We start from the raw sequence: 16845 nt of genomic DNA, 5'->3' as shown, positions 1-16845 counted from the left end.
GTTCTTCAGTTCTGTTTGGATACGATCTTATATTCGTCCCCCGGCTCAAAAAAGGGACAGGCAGCGGTATTGCGGGCAAGATAGCGCGCCATCTCGTCCTCATCCAGCGCAGCGCCCTGCGCGCAGTAGTAGCTGCCGTATTCGTCCTGAACATTATTCAGGCACAGCTCACAGGGGTCAGACATTTCCTTCGCCTTCCTGTGCGGCGGCTTCGGCGGCAGCTTCCCGCGCCATCCGCTTGAGCACCTTAGGGTCTACCCATGTCACGCTGTCGGCACCGGGCTTTTTGCGGGCAATAAGCGCCTTGATCTTGATGCCCATCTCGGTGAACATTCCCTCGTGCTCGGTGCGGATGTTCCACGCCGGCTCGTTCTCGTGCAGGTCGTAGGTGATCCACTCGATGTCGTAGCCGGAAGCGGGGAAGTACTCCACGCTGTCCCGGAACAGATCATCGTCGTCGGTCTTGAAGTAGATCTCGCCGCCATCTTTCAGGAACTCGCGGTAGGCGATGAGCTGGCGCGGGTAGGTAAGGCGGTGCTTGTGGGAGGAGTCGTTCTTGCTCCACGGGTTGCAGAAGTTGATGTAGATGCGGCTGACTTCATCCTCCGGGGTGATAACGCCCTTGATGCGCTCGATATCGGTGCTCATGATCTTTACGTTGTCGATGGGACGTCCCGCTGCCTGATAGGCGGCTTCGATCTTGCGCTTGGCAAGGATGAGCACCTTGTCGGTGATGTCGATGCCCAGATAGTTGTTTTCCGGGTGGGCGCAGGCCAGCTGGGAGATGAAGCCGCCCTTGCCGCAGCCCAGTTCCAGAATAAAGGGCTGCTCCGGGCGGGCATACTGGCCGTGCCATTTGCCGCCCCAGATGAGGGGCTCGTGCACATGGAAATCCGCGGCCATCAGTTCGTCGTGGGCATAGGGTTTGAAACGCATTCTCATAGTTTGTTGTTCTCCTTCAAAAATCTCTCCACCTGCTCCGGGGTGGCGGCGCAGCTGCCCTGACAGATGCCGGGCTTGCCGCCGCCGCGTCCGTTCAGGGCGGCATTCAGTGCTTTGGTCAGGGCGCGCACATCGCCGTCCCGCCGGGCAAGGCAGTAACCGGTGCCCTTTTCGGTGGGGGTCAGAGCGGCGCACAGGCCGGTGGTGGCCTCGGTCAGACGGACAGCCAGCCGATGCAGCCCGTCCGGGTCCAGCCCCGGCAGGGTACGGATGGCGTCCGCATCGGGTGCGGTCAGCTGCGCAAGGGCGTCAAACAGCTGGCTGCACAGTCCAAAGTGTGTAAACTTGAGTGCAGTATACTCATCGTAGACCCGGTGCACCGCCACAGCGGTCTGGTCGGCCTTGGCAGAGAGCAGTGCACCGATCTCCGCCTGCCGGGCGCGCATGGCCTGCGCCGCCGCCAGCGCACGGGCACCGCACACCACGCTCAGCCGCACACCGCCCTTGTAGTTCTCGCTGGCAAGGATCTTGATCTGCCCCACCTGACCGGTGGTGCGGGTGTGGGTACCGCAGCAGGCGCAGACGTCCGCGCCCGGGATGGTCACGATGCGCACCTGCCCCTCGATCTCTTTTTTAGAGCGGTAAACAAGGGCGGCAAGCTCCTCCCGGGTGGGGTAGCTGATGAGCACCGGCACATCCTGCCACACGATGCGGTTGGCGGCAAGCTCTGCCTGCCGCAGCCCCTCGGGGCTGATGGGCACACTGGTGTCCATGCGCACCACCTCGGTGCCTACATGGAAGCCCACGTTCTCCGCCCCGAACATCTGGTGCAGGATGCCGGAAAGGATATGCTCGCCGGTGTGCTGCTGCATTTTGTCAAAGCGCCAGTCCCAGTCGATGCAGCCGGCAACGGCTGCGCCGGGCGCGGCGGCAGCGGGCAGGGCATCCACTGTATGCCAGATGATGCCCGCCTGCTCGTGGACGTCCGACACCCGCAGCACCGTGCCGTCCGGCAGGGTCAGAGTGCCCCGGTCGGCGGGCTGACCGCCGCCCTCCGGGTAGAACACCGTGCCGTCCAGCGCGATGCGCCCGCCGCCGGTCTTTTCGTCCGGCTCTGCGGCAAGGATGACGCTTTCGCATCCGGTGCGGAAAGCATCCTGCTCAAAATATTTTTCTGTGCGCTGCATAGCGCGAGTACCTCCTGTAAAATAGAACGATTGACAATAGTGGTAAGAGTCTTTGCCGAGGGATGTTCTCTTTTGACACCAAAAGAGAACCGGAAGAGTGCATTGCGCTCCGCGGGGTGACTTTCTGCTTGTTTTCAGCGTGCAAAGACGCTCCGCTGGGCCAGAGGTAGGGAGGGGTGTTCCGATTCCCCCCTCCCTACCTCTGGACTCCACCCACCCCGCAACGGGTCAAGGGCTGCACGCCCTTGACAATCCTAAAGAAGTGGGCTCCACCGGAAAAAACTGAAGATTCACGCCTGTTCGGCGTGAAGATCTTTTAACCGTTTTTTCCGGCTCCGCCGATTCAAAGCCCCTCAGTCGCTGCGCGACAGCTCCCCCCCCCGGGGAGCTGCTGAGCGCAGCGAAGCTGAGGGGGTATCCCATAAAAACCAGTATACCACGATTTTTGCCTGTGGAAAATAGTTTACAGTTATGTTATGATAGGAAACAACGAATATTCCCGAAAATTGACAGCGAGGAAGGTAACGGATCATGCGTGAAAGTGGTATTCTGATGCCGGTATCCAGTCTGCCCGGCCCTTACGGGATCGGCTGCTTTGGCAAGGCGGCATTTCAATTTGTGGATTTCCTGTCTGCAGCAGGACAAACGATCTGGCAGCTGCTGCCACTCAGCCCCACCGGCTACGGCGACAGCCCCTACCAGAGCTGCTCTGCCTTTGCGGGCAACCCCTATTTTGTGGACTTGGAAGCGCTGGAAAAAGAGGGCCTGCTGACCGCCGCAGACCTCAAGGCGGAAAGCTGGGGCAAAAACCCGCTGGAAGTGGACTACGGCACCTTGTACGTCAGCCGCTTTGCGGTGCTGCGCAAGGCCTACGCCGCATGGCGCAGCCAGTGCGCCGGGCTGCACGGCTGTAGCTACTACTACCCCGACGACTACTACGCCTTCACCCTTGCCAACGAGGACTGGCTGGAGGACTATGCCCTGTACATGGCGCTGAAGGTAGCCAACAAGATGAAGAACTGGGTGGAGTGGGATGCCCCCTACCGCCGCCGCGACAAGGCTGCACTGGCTGCCTTTGCCGCCGCAAACGAAGAGGAGATTGGCTTCTGGAAGTTTGTGCAGTACAAGTTCAGCGTCCAGTGGCAGGCAGTCAAAACCTATGCCAACGAGAAGGGCGTGCAGATCCTAGGCGATATCCCCATCTACGTCTCTGCCGACTCGGTGGACGCATGGGTGGGCGGCAAGCTGTTTGAGCTGGACGCCGATGGCCGCTTTGCCCGGGTGGCGGGCTGTCCGCCGGACTACTTCTCCGCAGACGGCCAGCTGTGGGGCAACCCCCTGTACGACTGGGCGTACCACAAAAAGACCGGCTACGCATGGTGGATCCAGCGAGTGCGCCACGCACTGGGCATCTACGATCTGCTGCGCATCGACCACTTCCGCGGCTTCGACACCTATTGGGCCATCCCGGCCACCAGCACCACCGCCCGCACCGGCAAGTGGGAGAACGGCCCCGGCATGGAGCTGTTCGATGCACTGGAGGCCGCACTGGGCAAGCTGCCCATCATTGCCGAGGACTTGGGCGAGCTGTTCCCCAGCGTGCGCAAGCTGCTGGCCGACAGCACCTTCCCGGGCATGAAGGTGCTGCAGTTTGCCTTCGGCGGCGGGGACAACGAGTATCTGCCCCATAACCACGTTAAAAACGGCGTGGTCTACCCCGGCACCCACGACAACACCACCCTGACCGACTGGTGGGAGAACGGCGCTTCCGAAAAGGAAAAGGCCACCGCTGCGGCCTATCTGCACCTGACCCCCTGCAAGCCCACCGCCAAGGAGGTGGCAGCTGTCAAGACTGCCGCCGCGCGCACTGCGCTGCTGCGGGCGGCGCTGGGCTCGGTGGCGGACAGAGCCATCATTCCCATGTACGACTGGCTGGGTCTGGGCGCCGAAGCGCACCTGAACACCCCGGGCAAGCTGGGCGGCAACTGGGCATGGCGCGCAAAGGCCGGCTTTGACTCCAAAACCCTTGCCGCACAGATCAAAGCCGAGTGCGCCGTGTACTGCCGCTGCAATGCAGACGTTCAAAACGTGAAAGAATTAGCAATTTGACAGAATTGTAAAAACTGCCGTAAAAATTTGTGCGTTTTGCTGGAAAAATCTGTATTTCAATGGTATAATAGCCGTAAGTTCCCGGATTTGTGGGAAAATTGGAATTTCGCCCGTCGGAAGCGGCGGCGCGTACTGATGATGGGGAAATTACAGATGGACAGAGAATGGACAGAGCAGGATCTGCGTACCTTTGCCGAGGGCGCACAGGCTGCGTTTGAAACGGTATTGCTGGACGAGCTGCCACAGGACACCGGCTGGCAGGACGAAGGCCTGCAGGTGAGTTATAGCCTGTGCAACGGCCGGGTAAGCTGCGTGCTGCACCGCACGGTGCGGGCAGACGGCAAGCTGTGGCGGATCACCATGTCTGCCCCGCTGGCAGGCAACCTGCTGCCGGAAGAGCGCATGAGCGCCCGCGAACGGGAGCTGTGCCGCGAGGACCTGAACCACGATTTTCTTTCCGGCGTGTACAACCGCCGCTACCTTGAAACTGTGATCGCCGCCGAGCTGGATCGCTGGGCAGAGCAGGGGCGCAGGGCCGCTGTGGCGCTGGTGTCGCTGGATCACGGCGCACAGCTGCGGGACACCTACGGTCAGCCGGTGATGGATCAGCTGATCTGCTTTGTGGCAAACCAGTGGAAAAAGTATTTCGACATCCCGGGCAGTCAGATCGTCTGCCGCCTGACCGGCACCACCTTTGTGGTGGGCTGTCTGGACATGGACGGCGGCCAGCTGGCCGAGCAGATGCGGAACATTTACGCCGAAATGCCCCACGAGTGCATCACCTCCATGGGCATGATGAAGCGGGTGCCCTTTACCCTGAGCGTCGCGGTGGCAGGGCTGGACGAGCTGGACAGCGCCGCCAACTGCTGGCAGCGCCTGTACGCCATCTGTGACGAGCGGCTGCGCGGCATCCAGATCTCCGGCGGCAATAAGATCTGCTGAGAAACAACGTATAAAATCCCCCTTCGGGCACATACTAGGTGCCAAAGGGGGATTTTTTTGTATGGAAAACCAGAAAAACGATAACCTCAACCTGCTGGAGGCTGTGGTGCAGAACACCGAGATGGGCAAGAACACCTTGGAACAGATCTTACCCATGACCAGCGATGTGCAGTTCAAGGCGGAGCTGCTGCGCCAGCGCAACATCTACCACCAGCTGAATCAGGAGGCGCACACCGCCATAGAAGCCTGCGGCGGCAGCGCACAGGGGCAGAGCACCATGGCAAAGCTGAACACGAAAATGGGCATCGGGCTCAAGACCCTTACGGACAAATCCACCCGCAATCTGGCCGAGATGCTCACACAGGGCAGCGGCATGGGGGTGGTGGACTGCGTAAAAAGCTGCAAGGACTACCCCAACGCCGCCCCGGGCGCAAAGCGCCTTGCCCAGCGGCTGCAGGATTTTGAAGAGGATAACCGCATCCAGCTGGAACGGTTTTTGTGAATACGTTCCACCCCATAAAAACACAAAGTCGGGCAGTCCGCAGGCTGCCCGACTTTGCTATGATCTAAATATTTTTCCGCTATTGCGAAGCATTTACTCCCACAGCTTTTCGGGGTACTGGCCCTCGGCGGTCTTGCGGGCAATGGCCTCCACCACCAAAGGCTTATCCTCCCGGTAGGTGACGCCGAACCACTTATCCGTACTGCGCAGCACCTGAATTTTTGCCTTGTTCTCCTCGATCAGCTCGGTCACCACCAGCGGCAGGAAATACTCGCACTTCAGGGGGTTCACCGGCAGATTCTCGGTCAGCCAGCCCGCAAAGCGCTGCTCGGCCTCGTCCAGAAAGCTCTTGCCGAAGCCCCACAGGTTCATGCTCACAGGGGTGTCGCCGGGCAGGTCCACCCAGCTCTCGCCGCCGTCCTCGGTGTAATGTGCGCCGCCGTCGCAGGGCTCGATGCGGGTGCGCTCGGTCACGCTTTGCAGGGTGCCGTCCTCGTTCTTGATGCACACGCCGCGTGCCACGCTGCCGTTCTCAGACAGGGTGTTCTTCAGCAGATAGCTGACCATGCAGTAGCGGTAGAAATCATCATCGGCGTGGGTGGACAGGTAATCGTACATCACCTGAAACGCCTCCGGGCCGTAGTAGTCGTCCGCATTGATGACCGCAAAGGGGCCGTCAATCAGGGGCTTTGCAGCCAGCACGGCATGGCAGGTGCCCCAGGGCTTTACACGTCCCTCCGGCACGGCAAAGCCTGCGGGCAGCTCTTCCAGCTGCTGGAAGGCATACTTCACCTTCATCGCCTTGGCCACGCGGTCGCCGATGGCTGCCTTGAAGGCGTCCTCGATCTCGTGCTTGATGACAAAGATCACGGTCTCAAAGCCGGCGCGGCGGGCGTCGTAGAGGGAATAGTCCATAATGACCTGTCCGTTGGGGCCCACCGGGTCGATCTGCTTCATGCCGCCGTAACGGCTGCCCATGCCGGCAGCCATGACGACCAGTACCGGTTTATTCATCTGCAATTCCTCCTGTATCTGCCGGGGTTTCCGGCATTGTAGCGTTCTGAGGCTATTATACACTGCTTCGCCGCCGGTGGCAAGGCACAGAAGGGGGGGAGAGGATCAGAAATGCGCGCCGCGTGCGCTTTGCGCATATTCAGCGGAAAAATTCTTTTTTAATAGCGCAATGCCGGAGCGTCTGCGGACGCTCCGGCATTGCATTTTCACGGGAGAGGGCGCGGCAGGGCAGCTCCATCTATGAAAAAGGAGATCGGAAACGCCCGCAGGTGTTTCCGATCTCCCAAATCAAACTGTTTTTCCGCTCACCCCAGCTGGCTCTGGGTCAGGGACAACCGCTGGTAGGCGATGCGCGGGGTGCCGTCCTCCACATGGATGATGCCGCAGCGGGTAAAGCCCTCGCTTTCCAGCAGGTGCTGCATCACCTTGTTGTCGGCGTGGGTGTCGGCGCGCAGGCTCTCGCAGTGCTCCAGACACCACTCCACCACCGCCTTGCCGATGCCCTTGCTCTCGCCCGCCGAAGCCAGCCGGTGCAGCGTACCGTAGGGCAAAGTGTCGTTGAGCCACTGTCCGTCCTCAATGACCTTGTAAGTGGGATCCTCGCCAAGGACAAAGGCAAACACCGCCTGCATCTGGCCGTTTACCATGTACACGAACAGCCGGTTGGTGTCGATATCCTCTTCCAGCAGCTCCGGGCTTGGGTAATTGTCCCCCCACTGGGTGGGGTTGCCGTTTTTCGCCATGAATTCCCGCGCACGGGCATAGATATCCAAAATCCGTGCCATATCTGCTCTTACCGCTCCGCGAAACATATCCACTCATCCTCTCTTGCCCGCGCCCTGCCGCGCGGGGTACATTTATTTTAGTATAACACAATATTCCATAAAGTACCAGATTTTTCTCCATTTCGCGGCAAAAACAGACCGCCGTGCGCGGGGCAACAGCACGACGGTCGGGGGAAGCAAAACAAAAGAGGGCTTCATGCGGTGGGGCGGCGGGGAGCGGCGCCGTTGCGCACCAGCCGGTACTCCCGTGGGCTCAGGCCGTAGCGCTCGTGGAACAGGCGGTAGAAGTAGCTGGTGTTCTCGTAGCCCACCTGTGCAATGATCTGCTGAATGTTCAGATCGCTGCGGCGCAGCAGCCGCGCGGCGGTCTCCATGCGGTGCTTTTGCAGCAGCTCCTTGTAGGTGCGCCCGGTCTGAGCGCGCACGCACTCGCTGACATACGCCAGCGAAACACCATAAGCCCTTGCCACATTGGAAAGGCTGGCCTCACGATAATTTTGGGTGATCTCCTGCAGCGCCGCCTGCACCAGTGCATCGCGGCTCACGGCCTCCATGCGGGCTTGCTGCGGGGAGCGTTCAAGCTTTGCCATCATTGTATCTGTCCTCCGTAACGGTGCGGCAGGCGGGGGACTGGGGGAAGCCGGACCACCCGCCGCACGATAACTGCGGAACCCTTTCCGGGCTCTTATACCTTGAATACGAATGACCTGCCGCAAACATTGCAGAAAAGATAAAAATTTTTTAGTCAATTTTCGTTGTAGAGGGATCTCCACAGAAAAAGGCTGCCTGCCAAACGGCAGACAGCCTTTTCCAGAAGAAAATAAGGAAAACACGCGCCCAAAAGGGCTGGGTGAGTATCAGAACATACTTTCGTCCTTATAGCGCCCGGTGCGCACGAACTGCACCCACTCGGCTACGTTCACGGCGTGGTCGCCGATGCGCTCCAGATACTTGATGACCATCAGCAGATCCAGCGCGGCGTCCACCTTGGCGGGGTCGGCGGCGATCTCCTGTGCCAGTGTGTGCTTGATGGCGTTGAAGTCGTAGTCCACGGCGTCATCTGCGGCGATGACGCGGCGGGCGGCGATCTCATCCTCGGCGGTCAGGGCATCCATGGCGTCTAAGATCATCTGGTAGGCCTTACGCCCCATGGCAATAGCCTGACTGACGGCGGGGTCGCCCTCCTTGCGCACGGTGACAAGATGCGGGATGATCTCGGCGATATCCGAGGCGTGGTCGCCCATGCGCTCGATATCGGTGACCACCTTCATGGCGGTGGAAATGTGGCGCAGATCGCCCGCCACCGGCTGCTGGCGCAGCAGCAAGGTCATGCAGCGGTGCTCGATGTCCCGCTCCATGTTGTTGATGCGGTCATCCCCCTGCACGATCTTCTGGGCGGCTGCGGTGTCGGCGGTGCACAGCGCTTCCAGCGCGTTCTCCACGGCCTCGGCGGCGTTCTGCCCCATCTCCACCAGTGCGGTCTTGAGGGCTTCCAGATCGCTGTCGTATTGTTTGCGAATGCTCATTGCTTTGTTCCTCCCTGCATTAACCGAACCGGCCGGAGATGTAGTCCTCGGTGCGCTTGTCCCGGGGCGTGCTGAAGATCTGGTTCGTGGGGCCAACCTCCACCAGTTCACCCAGCAGGAAGAAGGCGGTGCGGTCGCTGATACGGGCCGCCTGCTGCATATTGTGGGTGACGATGACCACGGTGTAGTTCTTTTTCAGCTCGTTCATCAGCTCCTCCACCTTCATGGTAGAGCCGGGGTCCAGTGCACTGGTGGGCTCGTCCATCAGCAGCACCTCGGGCTTGACCGCCAATGCCCGGGCGATGCAAAGACGCTGCTGCTGCCCGCCGGACAGGCCAAGAGCGCTCTTTTTCAGGCGATCCTTCACCTCGTCCCACAGGGCTGCGCCCCGCAGAGAGGTTTCCACCAGCTCGTCCAGCTCGGCCTTATTGCGCACGCCGTGCAGCTTGGGGCCGTAGGTGATGTTGTCGTAGATGCTCATGGGGAAGGGGTTTGCCTTCTGGAACACCATACCCACGCGGCGGCGCAGGTCGGTCAGCTCCATCTCGCGGGCAAAGATATCCTCGCCCTTCAGCCGTACATCGCCCTCGATGCGCACGCCCGGCACAAGGTCGTTCATGCGGTTCAGGGTCTTTAAAAAGGTGGACTTTCCGCAGCCGGAGGGGCCGATGAGTGCGGTGATCTCCCGCTCGCCCACGTCCAGCGAAATGCTCTTCAGCGCCTTGAAGTCGCCGTACCAGAGGTTCAGATCCTTTGCCGATATCACCGGCACATTCGTGTTTTCCATAGAGTACCTCTTTATTTTTACTGCTTCTGTTTCAGTTTTGTTTTCGCCAGCCGTGCTGCCAGATTGATGAGCAGCACCAGCACCAGCAGCACTGCGCCGATGCCCCATGCGGAGGTGAAATCGCCGTCTTCAAAGGCGCGCAGGTACAGCAGCACCGACAGGGTGGCACCGTTGGAGGTGTAGGCTTTGAACACACTCTTGGCGATCACCTCTGCCGCACCGGCGGTGAACAGCAGCGCGGCGCTTTCGCCCACGATGCGTCCCACCGCCAGAATGCAGCCGGTGACGATGCCGTCAATGCTGCAAGGCAGCACGATGGTGCGGATGATGTGCCACTTGCCTGCACCCAGACCCATGGCACCCTCGCGGTAGCCCTGCGGCACGGTTTTGAGGGATTCCTGCGTGGTGCGGATGATGGTGGGCAGGTTCATCACCACCAACGTCAGACTGCCGGACAAAAGACAGGTCTGGAAGCCCAGTGCCTGACTGAACACCAGCATACCCACCAAGCCGTAGATGATGCTGGGGATACCCGCCAGCGTTTCGTTGGTGAACTCGATGACCTCGATGAGCCGCCGGTTGGAGGCGTATTCGGTCAGGTAGACCGCCGCACCCACGCCCAGCGGCAATACGATGAGTAATGTCAACACAATGACATACAGCGTGTTGAGGATGGCGGGCAGGATGCCGTCCGTCTTTTTCAGCACACTGGCGGTGGTAGAAAGGAAGTTCCAGCTGATGTGGGGGATGCCCCGCACCAGCACCATGCCGATGATCCCGGCCACCAGAATCATCACCAGTACTGCGCTTGCCCAGACCAGCACGGTCATTACCCGGTTCCATGCCCGGCGGGAGGACGAAAAGCCGTTATTCATCGCGGTTTCCTCCCTTCAGTACCACATTCAGCACAACGTTGATGAGCATGATGAACACGAACAGCACCAGCGCGATGCTGAACAGTGCCTGCCGCTGCAAGCCGCCGGCGTAGCTCATTTCCTTGGCAATGGCGGTGGTCAGCAAAGTGACGCTGCGGAACAGGCTGTCCGGCATATTGGGGCTGTTGCCCGCCACCATCATCACGGCCATGGCCTCGCCGATGGCGCGGCCGATGCCCAGCACAACGCCTGCGGCAATGCCGCTTTTGGCCGCCGGGATGCTGATCTTGAACCATGTTTCGGCGTCGGTAGCGCCCAGCGCCAGACTGCCCTGCTCATACTCCGGCGGCACGGCGTTGAGCGCCGTCACCGACACGGACACGATGCTGGGTAAGATCATGATGGAAAGCACCACAATGGCGCTGAGCAGGCAGGCACCGGAGGCCTTGCCGAAGGTCTTTGCCACGGCGGGCACCAGCACCTGCATACCCAAAAGGCCGAACACTACGCTGGGGATGCCGGACAGCAGCTCGATGGCGGTGACCACCACGGTGCGCAGTTTGGGATTTGCGGCCTTGGAGAGGAACACTGCCGTCAGCAGGCCGATGGGCACGCCGAGGATGGTAGCGCCCAGCGTGCCGTAGACGCTGGACAGGATGAAGGGCAGGATGCCGAACATCGGCTCTGCTGCGGTGGACGCCCATTTTGTGCCGAAGAGGAACTTGAAAATGCCGATCTTATGGATAGCCGGCACGCCGGAGACCACCATGTACACCGAGATGAGCACCACACAGCACACCGCCAGCATTCCGCACAGGAAGAAGATGAAATTCATCACCGCTTCCAGCCAGTCGGCGGGGGTACGGGGCAGCCGTACCCGGCGCAGAGAAGAGGTTGTATTTTTCATAACGCGATCCTATAAAAAGCCGCACCAGCCCAGCCTTTTAGGGCAGGCCGACGCGGCAGTTCTCTTGTTCAGATGCAGGGCAGGCGGTTCACCGGGGAGCTTTCCCCGCGAAATTCGGGGCTTCCAGCTCCCGCCCTATTGCCTGCGGCAACAGGGTCCCACCCTCGGATCATTCGCTGGGGAAACTCCCCGGCAAACCACCCGGCAATTACTCGTTCACGGGCACAGCGCCTGCGGTGCGGATGAGGTCGGCAGCGTCCTTGCTGGTGGCAAAGTCCACAAAGGCTTGTGCCTGCTCAGACAGGGCAGCGCTCTTGTTGGTGACGAACACGAAGGGACGCTGGATCTTGTAGCTGCCGTCCTTGACGGTGTCCTCGCTGCACTCCACACCCTCCACGGTGACCATGGCAACGGTGTCGCCCACGGCGGACAGAGAAGCGTAGCCGATGGCCAGCGGGTTTGCCTCCACAGCGCTGATGACAGCGCCGGTAGCGGTCAGCTCCTGTGCGTACTTGCAGCTGTCCTTCACGTCCACGATGCTCTCAAAGCCATCACGGGTGCCGGAACCGGCCTCGCGGCCCACCAGAACGATCTCGCCGTCATCGCCGCCGACCTCCTTCCAGTTGGTGATCTCGCCGGTGAACATCTTCTTGAGCTGCTCCACGGTCAGGTCAGCGACCTTGCTGTCCTTGTTCACGATGATGGCGATGCCGTCCAGCGCCACGATGGTGCCGTCCACAGCAGACTTTTCATCGTCCTTCAGGGCGCGGGAGGACAGGCCGATGTCCAGCGTCTTGTCGGTAGCGCCGGTGATGCCTGCGCCGGAGCCGGTGGGGTCGTAGCTGACGGTGACGCCCGGCTCGACCTCGGCAAAGCCCTCGGTCAGGGCAGCAATGACGTTCTTCATGGAAGTAGAACCGCCGGTCGCAACGTTGCCGCTCAGGGTGCCGGCTGCCTGCCCGGCAGCGGAAGAAGCGGTGGTGGAAGCAGAAGCAGCGGTGCTGGATGCGGAAGAAGCAGAGCCGCCGCAGGCGGTCAGGGCAGCAGCCGCAGCAGCTGCACCGCAAACGGTCAGGAACGAACGACGAGAGATCTTTTTCATGATAGAATTTCCTCCATTAAAAACCCGGGCTCCCGCCCGGCACTGTCTTTTTGTGTTTTCCTTGGGAACGGCCTTATTCTACCGCTTTGTCCCCCTTGCCGCGACCATGGACGTGCAAAAAGTGCGTAAAACTTTGTGCACACTGCCAGCCCCAATGTAAAGAACAGGTAACGCGGCACAAAACAAAAAAGCCACCGGGCACTCCTGTTTCCAAGAGTGCCCGGCGGCGGGATGTATTCGGTTTTACTCTACGCGGCCCGTTACATTTTTGCCGTTATTTCCATAGAGGAATACAGCGGTTTGACCATTGTAGCGCACACGCAGTTCATAAGTGCCGGTGCTGTTCTTTTCCGGCACACCTTCCTTAGTTTCCAGATAGAACTCCTGCGAGCCATTGTAGACGGCCGTCTGCCCCGGCTCTGCGACCAGTTCCTTCCGCTTGAAATACAGCGTTTCCTTGGTGTCCGCCTCCCGGAAGATGCAGGTAATGTCCTCCGGCTTGATAACTACCCTTTCGGCGCTGTTGTTCTGGATGGTGAACTGCGTCAAGTAGGTCAGCTGCTTGACTATGCCGTCGCCCAAGCCGCCGCCCGGAAACGGCATTGCGCAGATAAAGGTGACATCACCGATCTTCGCCACGCCGCTGGTCTTTTCGATCACGGTATCCCCGCAGCCGGTCAAAGCCCCTGCGGCGGTCAGCACCAGTGCCCCGGCGCTGAGCTTGAGAAATGTTCTGCGGTCGATCATAGCAATGCACCTCCTGTATTGGGCTGTTTAGGTTCAATTATGCAAGTTTGGAATCCTTCTTAAAGGTATAGCCTTCATAAACACCGGTATAGGTCTCGGTGGGATCAACGCCAACCCTAAGCTTGATATCTGCGGTTTGAGCTTCCATTGCCTGATAGAGATTTTTCTGGCTCTCATCCAGACGGAAGGTCAGAATGCCCGTTTTGCGCTCGCCCTTTTTCATGACCAGCGTGATATTGCTCAGCAGATCTCCACCCTGCAGCGCGACTTTCTGACCGTCGATCTTAAGCACAAACACGGATTTTGCGGGGAAACTGAAGCCATTGGAATCATCCAGATTATGAACGCGCACAGTCACTGCGAAATCTGCATACCAGGATTTCCCGGTACCTATGCCCTGATCATGAGGGACAGCGCTCCATTTACCCACATCAACCGTAAAACCACCCAGATCAGTGCCAATGTCACCATCACTGCAGCCGCCCAGCAGTCCGGTCATAGATACCGCCACTGCCATTGCGGCAGAAGTCTTTAAAAACGCACGACGATCTATTTTCATAGCCATATTATAAGCCCTCCTCAAAAGCGTTTTTGCCCCCTAAGAGTACCACATTTTACCACATTGTCAACTATCCGAATTCAGGTTTCACCATTTTATCGTTCCTTTATAAAAGGCCGCATAGAACGGCAGCGGGCGCGGTGTTTGCTGCCGGTCCGGGGCTGCGGTGGAAAAATTTACTTTTTTCGAACAAAATCAAAATTTGCTGTTGACAAAGGGCACCCGGTATGCTAAAATAGCCAAGTCGGGTGCGAACACCTGATGCAAAATGGACGTATGGCCCGTTGGTCAAGCGGTTAAGACAGAGGCCTCTCACGCCTTTAACATCGGTTCGATTCCGGTACGGGTCACCATTTTATAGTAGTAAAACGGTCATGTGCCGTTTTATATAGATGCCTCTTTAGCTCAGTCGGTTAGAGCACCTGACTGTTAATCAGGGTGTCGCCTGTTCGAGTCAGGCAAGAGGCGCCAGCAAAGCGATGGAAATTTTCCATCGCTTTTTTCTTTTTCCGGCGGCCTTGTTGACAGCACCGCCCCGGGGGGCTATACTTAACACACTATAAAGTATAAAAGGAACCTCTTGCCACGCAGCTTTACGGTGCAGTAAGGCGAAAAGGCGCTCCCTTGGGGGAGCCGGCAATGCCGCAAGGCTTGTCGGAGGGGGTCAAATCCTTGACAAAGGAGAACATCATGAAAAAAGTTATTCTGACCGGCGACCGTCCCACCGGCCGCCTGCACGTTGGCCACTATGTCGGCTCTCTGAAGGAGCGGGTGCGGCTGCAGAACACCGGCGAATATGACGAGATCTTTATCATGATCGCCGATGCGCAGGCACTGACCGACAACGCCGACAACCCCGAGAAGGTGCGCCAGAACATTCTGCAGGTGGCGCTGGACTATCTGGCCTGCGGTCTGGACCCCAACAAGGTGCACATCTTCATCCAGTCCATGGTGCCCCAGCTGACCGAGCTGAGCTTCTACTACCAGAATCTGGTCACCGTCAGCCGTCTGCAGCGCAACCCCACCGTGAAGAGCGAGATCCAGATGCGCAACTTCGAAGCCAGCATCCCGGTGGGCTTCTTCTGCTACCCCATCAGTCAGGCTGCCGATATCACCGCCTTCAAGGCTACCACCGTGCCCGCCGGTGAGGATCAGAAACCCATGATCGAGCAGTGCTGCGAGATCGTGCACAAGTTCAACTCCGTCTACGGCGAAACGCTGGTAGAGCCCCAGATCGTTCTGCCCCAGAACGCCGCCTGCCTGCGTCTGCCCGGCATTGACGGCAAGGCCAAGATGAGCAAGAGCCTTGGCAACTGCATCTATCTGTCCGAGGAGCCGGAGGACATCGAGAAGAAGGTCAAGTCCATGTTTACCGACCCCAACCACCTGCGCGTGCAGGACCCCGGCAAGGTGGAGGGCAACCCGGTGTTCATCTATCTGGACGCCTTCTGCCGCCCCGAGCACTTTGCCGAGTTCTGGCCGGAGTACCAGAATCTGGACGAGGTGAAGGCGCACTATCAGCGCGGCGGTCTGGGCGATATGAAGGTGAAAAAGTTCCTGAACAGCGTCATGCAGGCTGAGCTGGAGCCTATCCGCACCCGCCGCAAGGAGTGGGAGCAGCGCCTGCCCGAGGTGGTGGAGATCCTGAAGGAGGGCAGCGCCTACGCCGAAAAGACCGCTGCCGCCACGCTGGACGAGGTGCGCAAGGCCATGCGCATCGACTACTTCGAGAACGATAACCTGCTGAAGTAATATTTATGAGAGAACCCGAAACGCCTGCGGCGTTTCGGGTTCTCTTTTGCATCGTTTACGAAAATTGCATAGAAAGCACGGGCAAACTATGCTAAAATAAGGGCAACAAGTACAGAAAGCCCCGTTCTGGGGGCGAGAAGAAAAAGGAGAACCACCATGCAAAAGACCATCTGGATCACCGGAGCAAGTTCCGGCATCGGCCGGGAGTTCGCCCGCCGGTATGCCGCTATGGGCTGTCGGCTCATCCTGACTGCCCGCCGCGCCGACCGTTTGCAGGCTCTCGCCAAGGAGCTGCACGCAGCCCACGGCACGGAATGCCGCATCGAGACCGCCGACCTCTCCCGCGCCGAAGAGTGCAGCCGCCTGTGCGAAGTGCTGGCTGATGAACACATCGACATCTTCATCAACAACGCCGGTTTCGGCGTCTGCGGCAGCATTCTGGAAACGGAGGAAGCCCGCGAGGAAGAGATGATCCAAGTGAATGTTGCCGCCATGGCGCGGCTGTTCCGCGCCGTGGTGCGCAAAATGCACGCGCAGGGCGGCGGCACCATCCTGAATGTGGCATCCTCTGCGGGGCTGCTGCCCGGCGGGCCCTATATGGCGGGCTACTACGCCAGCAAAGCCTATGTGGTCAGCATGACCCGCGGCGTGGCCGAGGAGCTGCGGGAGATGCACAGCCCCGTCTACGTCTGCGCCCTCTGCCCCGGCCCGGTGGACACCGAGTTCAACGACCACGCCGGGGTGGTGTTTGCCCTGCGGGGCATCACGCCGGAGCTGTGTGTGGAGGAAGCTCTGCTGGGCATGATGCACCGCAAGACCATCATTGTGCCCTCTGCCTTTATGCGGCTGTGCACCAGCGCCCAGCGCCTTGTGCCCATCCCCCTGCTGATGCCCATTGTGGCGCGCCAGCAGAAGAAAAAGCTGGGGTAAAAGCCAAAGGTCGTCCAAACTTGTCAACAAGCCCAAAGAAAGCCGGAATATCTTGTGCACCGTGACAAGGTGCGGCGGTCCGCACAAGCCGTTGCACTGAAAAGCGACGGTTTTTCGTGTTGTTTTTCGGCAGAAAAGCGGAAATCTAAAGAAAGTACAATAAAACTTCACAAGAATGT

General features: G+C 59.4%; 18 protein-coding genes and 2 tRNA genes. 7 read left to right on the top strand and 13 right to left on the bottom strand.

Annotated features, from left to right (window positions below; all coding sequences use genetic code 11):
• Positions 1-5: 5 nt before the first annotated feature.
• From MTP43_RS00405 to MTP43_RS00395, 3 genes are read right to left on the bottom strand one after another with little or no spacing between them, the layout of a single operon-like run.
• Positions 6-185, bottom strand: coding sequence for a DUF6472 family protein (locus tag MTP43_RS00405; protein WP_249234970.1), 180 nt, complete (start codon positions 183-185; stop codon positions 6-8).
• The gene (gene trmB / locus MTP43_RS00400; RefSeq protein WP_112091370.1) at positions 178-942 is read right to left on the bottom strand and encodes a tRNA (guanosine(46)-N7)-methyltransferase TrmB; all 765 of its coding nucleotides are present in this window, start codon (positions 940-942) and stop codon (positions 178-180) included. The genes MTP43_RS00405 and trmB overlap by 8 nt, the downstream gene beginning before the upstream one ends.
• Positions 939-2129, bottom strand: coding sequence for an alanyl-tRNA editing protein (locus MTP43_RS00395; protein ID WP_249234969.1), 1191 nt, complete (start codon positions 2127-2129; stop codon positions 939-941). The genes trmB and MTP43_RS00395 overlap by 4 nt, the downstream gene beginning before the upstream one ends.
• Positions 2130-2660: 531 nt before the next feature.
• Here MTP43_RS00395 and malQ point away from each other — a divergent pair.
• From malQ to MTP43_RS00380, 3 genes are all read left to right on the top strand, one after another.
• Positions 2661-4238, top strand: a complete 1578-nt coding sequence (malQ, locus tag MTP43_RS00390) for a 4-alpha-glucanotransferase (protein ID WP_249234968.1) — start codon at positions 2661-2663, stop codon at positions 4236-4238.
• Between the two features lie 153 nt (positions 4239-4391).
• Complete coding sequence (locus MTP43_RS00385) at positions 4392-5180, top strand: GGDEF domain-containing protein (protein ID WP_249234967.1); 789 nt, start codon at positions 4392-4394, stop codon at positions 5178-5180.
• Positions 5181-5241: 61 nt separating this feature from the next.
• Positions 5242-5682, top strand: a complete 441-nt coding sequence (locus MTP43_RS00380; protein WP_097785222.1) for a hypothetical protein — start codon at positions 5242-5244, stop codon at positions 5680-5682.
• Between the two features lie 93 nt (positions 5683-5775).
• Here MTP43_RS00380 and MTP43_RS00375 read toward each other — a convergent pair whose 3' ends face one another.
• From MTP43_RS00375 to MTP43_RS00330, 10 genes are all read right to left on the bottom strand, one after another.
• Positions 5776-6696, bottom strand: coding sequence for a nucleotidyltransferase family protein (locus tag MTP43_RS00375; RefSeq protein WP_006735366.1), 921 nt, complete (start codon positions 6694-6696; stop codon positions 5776-5778).
• Positions 6697-7001: 305 nt separating this feature from the next.
• Positions 7002-7481, bottom strand: a complete 480-nt coding sequence (locus MTP43_RS00370) for a GNAT family N-acetyltransferase (RefSeq protein ID WP_333529990.1) — start codon at positions 7479-7481, stop codon at positions 7002-7004.
• 194 nt (positions 7482-7675) lie between these two features.
• Positions 7676-8074: a helix-turn-helix transcriptional regulator gene (locus tag MTP43_RS00365; protein ID WP_112121616.1), complete on the bottom strand. Its 399-nt coding sequence runs from the start codon at positions 8072-8074 to the stop codon at positions 7676-7678.
• Between the two features lie 264 nt (positions 8075-8338).
• Positions 8339-9007: a phosphate signaling complex protein PhoU gene (gene phoU, locus MTP43_RS00360; protein WP_113620637.1), complete on the bottom strand. Its 669-nt coding sequence runs from the start codon at positions 9005-9007 to the stop codon at positions 8339-8341.
• Between the two features lie 19 nt (positions 9008-9026).
• Complete coding sequence (gene pstB, locus MTP43_RS00355) at positions 9027-9794, bottom strand: phosphate ABC transporter ATP-binding protein PstB (RefSeq protein ID WP_006735359.1); 768 nt, start codon at positions 9792-9794, stop codon at positions 9027-9029.
• 17 nt (positions 9795-9811) lie between these two features.
• A complete protein-coding gene (gene pstA / locus MTP43_RS00350; RefSeq protein WP_215673829.1) occupies positions 9812-10669 on the bottom strand; it encodes a phosphate ABC transporter permease PstA in 858 nt (285 codons plus the stop codon).
• A complete protein-coding gene (pstC, locus tag MTP43_RS00345; RefSeq protein ID WP_249234966.1) occupies positions 10662-11576 on the bottom strand; it encodes a phosphate ABC transporter permease subunit PstC in 915 nt (304 codons plus the stop codon). Before pstC ends, pstA begins: the two co-directional genes overlap by 8 nt.
• A gap of 208 nt (positions 11577-11784) precedes the next feature.
• Positions 11785-12678, bottom strand: coding sequence for a phosphate ABC transporter substrate-binding protein (locus MTP43_RS00340; protein WP_249234965.1), 894 nt, complete (start codon positions 12676-12678; stop codon positions 11785-11787).
• Between the two features lie 243 nt (positions 12679-12921).
• Entirely contained in the window at positions 12922-13425 is a 504-nt protein-coding gene (locus MTP43_RS00335) for a twin-arginine translocation signal domain-containing protein (RefSeq protein ID WP_215673835.1), read from the bottom strand.
• A gap of 37 nt (positions 13426-13462) precedes the next feature.
• Positions 13463-13990 (bottom strand): twin-arginine translocation signal domain-containing protein, encoded by a 528-nt coding sequence (locus MTP43_RS00330; RefSeq protein ID WP_249234964.1) that lies wholly within the window; start codon positions 13988-13990, stop codon positions 13463-13465.
• Between the two features lie 272 nt (positions 13991-14262).
• Between MTP43_RS00330 and MTP43_RS00325 the strand changes: the two genes are divergently transcribed.
• From MTP43_RS00325 to MTP43_RS00310, 4 genes are all read left to right on the top strand, one after another.
• Positions 14263-14337, top strand: a tRNA-Glu gene (locus MTP43_RS00325).
• A gap of 41 nt (positions 14338-14378) precedes the next feature.
• A tRNA-Asn gene (locus MTP43_RS00320) sits at positions 14379-14455 on the top strand.
• 219 nt (positions 14456-14674) lie between these two features.
• Positions 14675-15736, top strand: a complete 1062-nt coding sequence (gene trpS / locus MTP43_RS00315) for a tryptophan--tRNA ligase (RefSeq protein WP_112091359.1) — start codon at positions 14675-14677, stop codon at positions 15734-15736.
• A 156-nt stretch (positions 15737-15892) separates the two neighbouring features.
• Complete coding sequence (locus MTP43_RS00310; protein WP_015537143.1) at positions 15893-16666, top strand: SDR family NAD(P)-dependent oxidoreductase; 774 nt, start codon at positions 15893-15895, stop codon at positions 16664-16666.
• Positions 16667-16845 lie beyond the last annotated feature (179 nt).

The sequence above is a fragment of the Faecalibacterium sp. IP-1-18 genome, from assembly GCF_023347355.1.
In the GTDB taxonomy this organism is placed as follows: Bacteria; Bacillota; Clostridia; order Oscillospirales; family Ruminococcaceae; genus Faecalibacterium; species Faecalibacterium prausnitzii.
Note: the sequence above shows the minus strand (reverse complement) of the source record. Positions and strands in the feature narration are given on the sequence as shown.

What these genes read in the sequence shown, in the direction of transcription:
- MTP43_RS00405 (WP_249234970.1), bottom strand. Translation starts at nt 185, where the DNA reads ATGTCTGACCCCTGTGAGCTGTGCCTGAATAATGTTCAGGACGAATAC.
- trmB (WP_112091370.1), bottom strand. Translation starts at nt 942, where the DNA reads ATGAGAATGCGTTTCAAACCCTATGCCCACGACGAACTGATGGCCGCG.
- MTP43_RS00395 (WP_249234969.1), bottom strand. Translation starts at nt 2,129, where the DNA reads ATGCAGCGCACAGAAAAATATTTTGAGCAGGATGCTTTCCGCACCGGA.
- malQ (WP_249234968.1), top strand. Translation starts at nt 2,661, where the DNA reads ATGCGTGAAAGTGGTATTCTGATGCCGGTATCCAGTCTGCCCGGCCCT.
- MTP43_RS00385 (WP_249234967.1), top strand. Translation starts at nt 4,392, where the DNA reads ATGGACAGAGAATGGACAGAGCAGGATCTGCGTACCTTTGCCGAGGGC.
- MTP43_RS00380 (WP_097785222.1), top strand. Translation starts at nt 5,242, where the DNA reads ATGGAAAACCAGAAAAACGATAACCTCAACCTGCTGGAGGCTGTGGTG.
- MTP43_RS00375 (WP_006735366.1), bottom strand. Translation starts at nt 6,696, where the DNA reads ATGAATAAACCGGTACTGGTCGTCATGGCTGCCGGCATGGGCAGCCGT.
- MTP43_RS00370 (WP_333529990.1), bottom strand. Translation starts at nt 7,481, where the DNA reads ATGGCACGGATTTTGGATATCTATGCCCGTGCGCGGGAATTCATGGCG.
- MTP43_RS00365 (WP_112121616.1), bottom strand. Translation starts at nt 8,074, where the DNA reads ATGATGGCAAAGCTTGAACGCTCCCCGCAGCAAGCCCGCATGGAGGCC.
- phoU (WP_113620637.1), bottom strand. Translation starts at nt 9,007, where the DNA reads ATGAGCATTCGCAAACAATACGACAGCGATCTGGAAGCCCTCAAGACC.
- pstB (WP_006735359.1), bottom strand. Translation starts at nt 9,794, where the DNA reads ATGGAAAACACGAATGTGCCGGTGATATCGGCAAAGGATCTGAACCTC.
- pstA (WP_215673829.1), bottom strand. Translation starts at nt 10,669, where the DNA reads ATGAATAACGGCTTTTCGTCCTCCCGCCGGGCATGGAACCGGGTAATG.
- pstC (WP_249234966.1), bottom strand. Translation starts at nt 11,576, where the DNA reads ATGAAAAATACAACCTCTTCTCTGCGCCGGGTACGGCTGCCCCGTACC.
- MTP43_RS00340 (WP_249234965.1), bottom strand. Translation starts at nt 12,678, where the DNA reads ATGAAAAAGATCTCTCGTCGTTCGTTCCTGACCGTTTGCGGTGCAGCT.
- MTP43_RS00335 (WP_215673835.1), bottom strand. Translation starts at nt 13,425, where the DNA reads ATGATCGACCGCAGAACATTTCTCAAGCTCAGCGCCGGGGCACTGGTG.
- MTP43_RS00330 (WP_249234964.1), bottom strand. Translation starts at nt 13,990, where the DNA reads ATGGCTATGAAAATAGATCGTCGTGCGTTTTTAAAGACTTCTGCCGCA.
- trpS (WP_112091359.1), top strand. Translation starts at nt 14,675, where the DNA reads ATGAAAAAAGTTATTCTGACCGGCGACCGTCCCACCGGCCGCCTGCAC.
- MTP43_RS00310 (WP_015537143.1), top strand. Translation starts at nt 15,893, where the DNA reads ATGCAAAAGACCATCTGGATCACCGGAGCAAGTTCCGGCATCGGCCGG.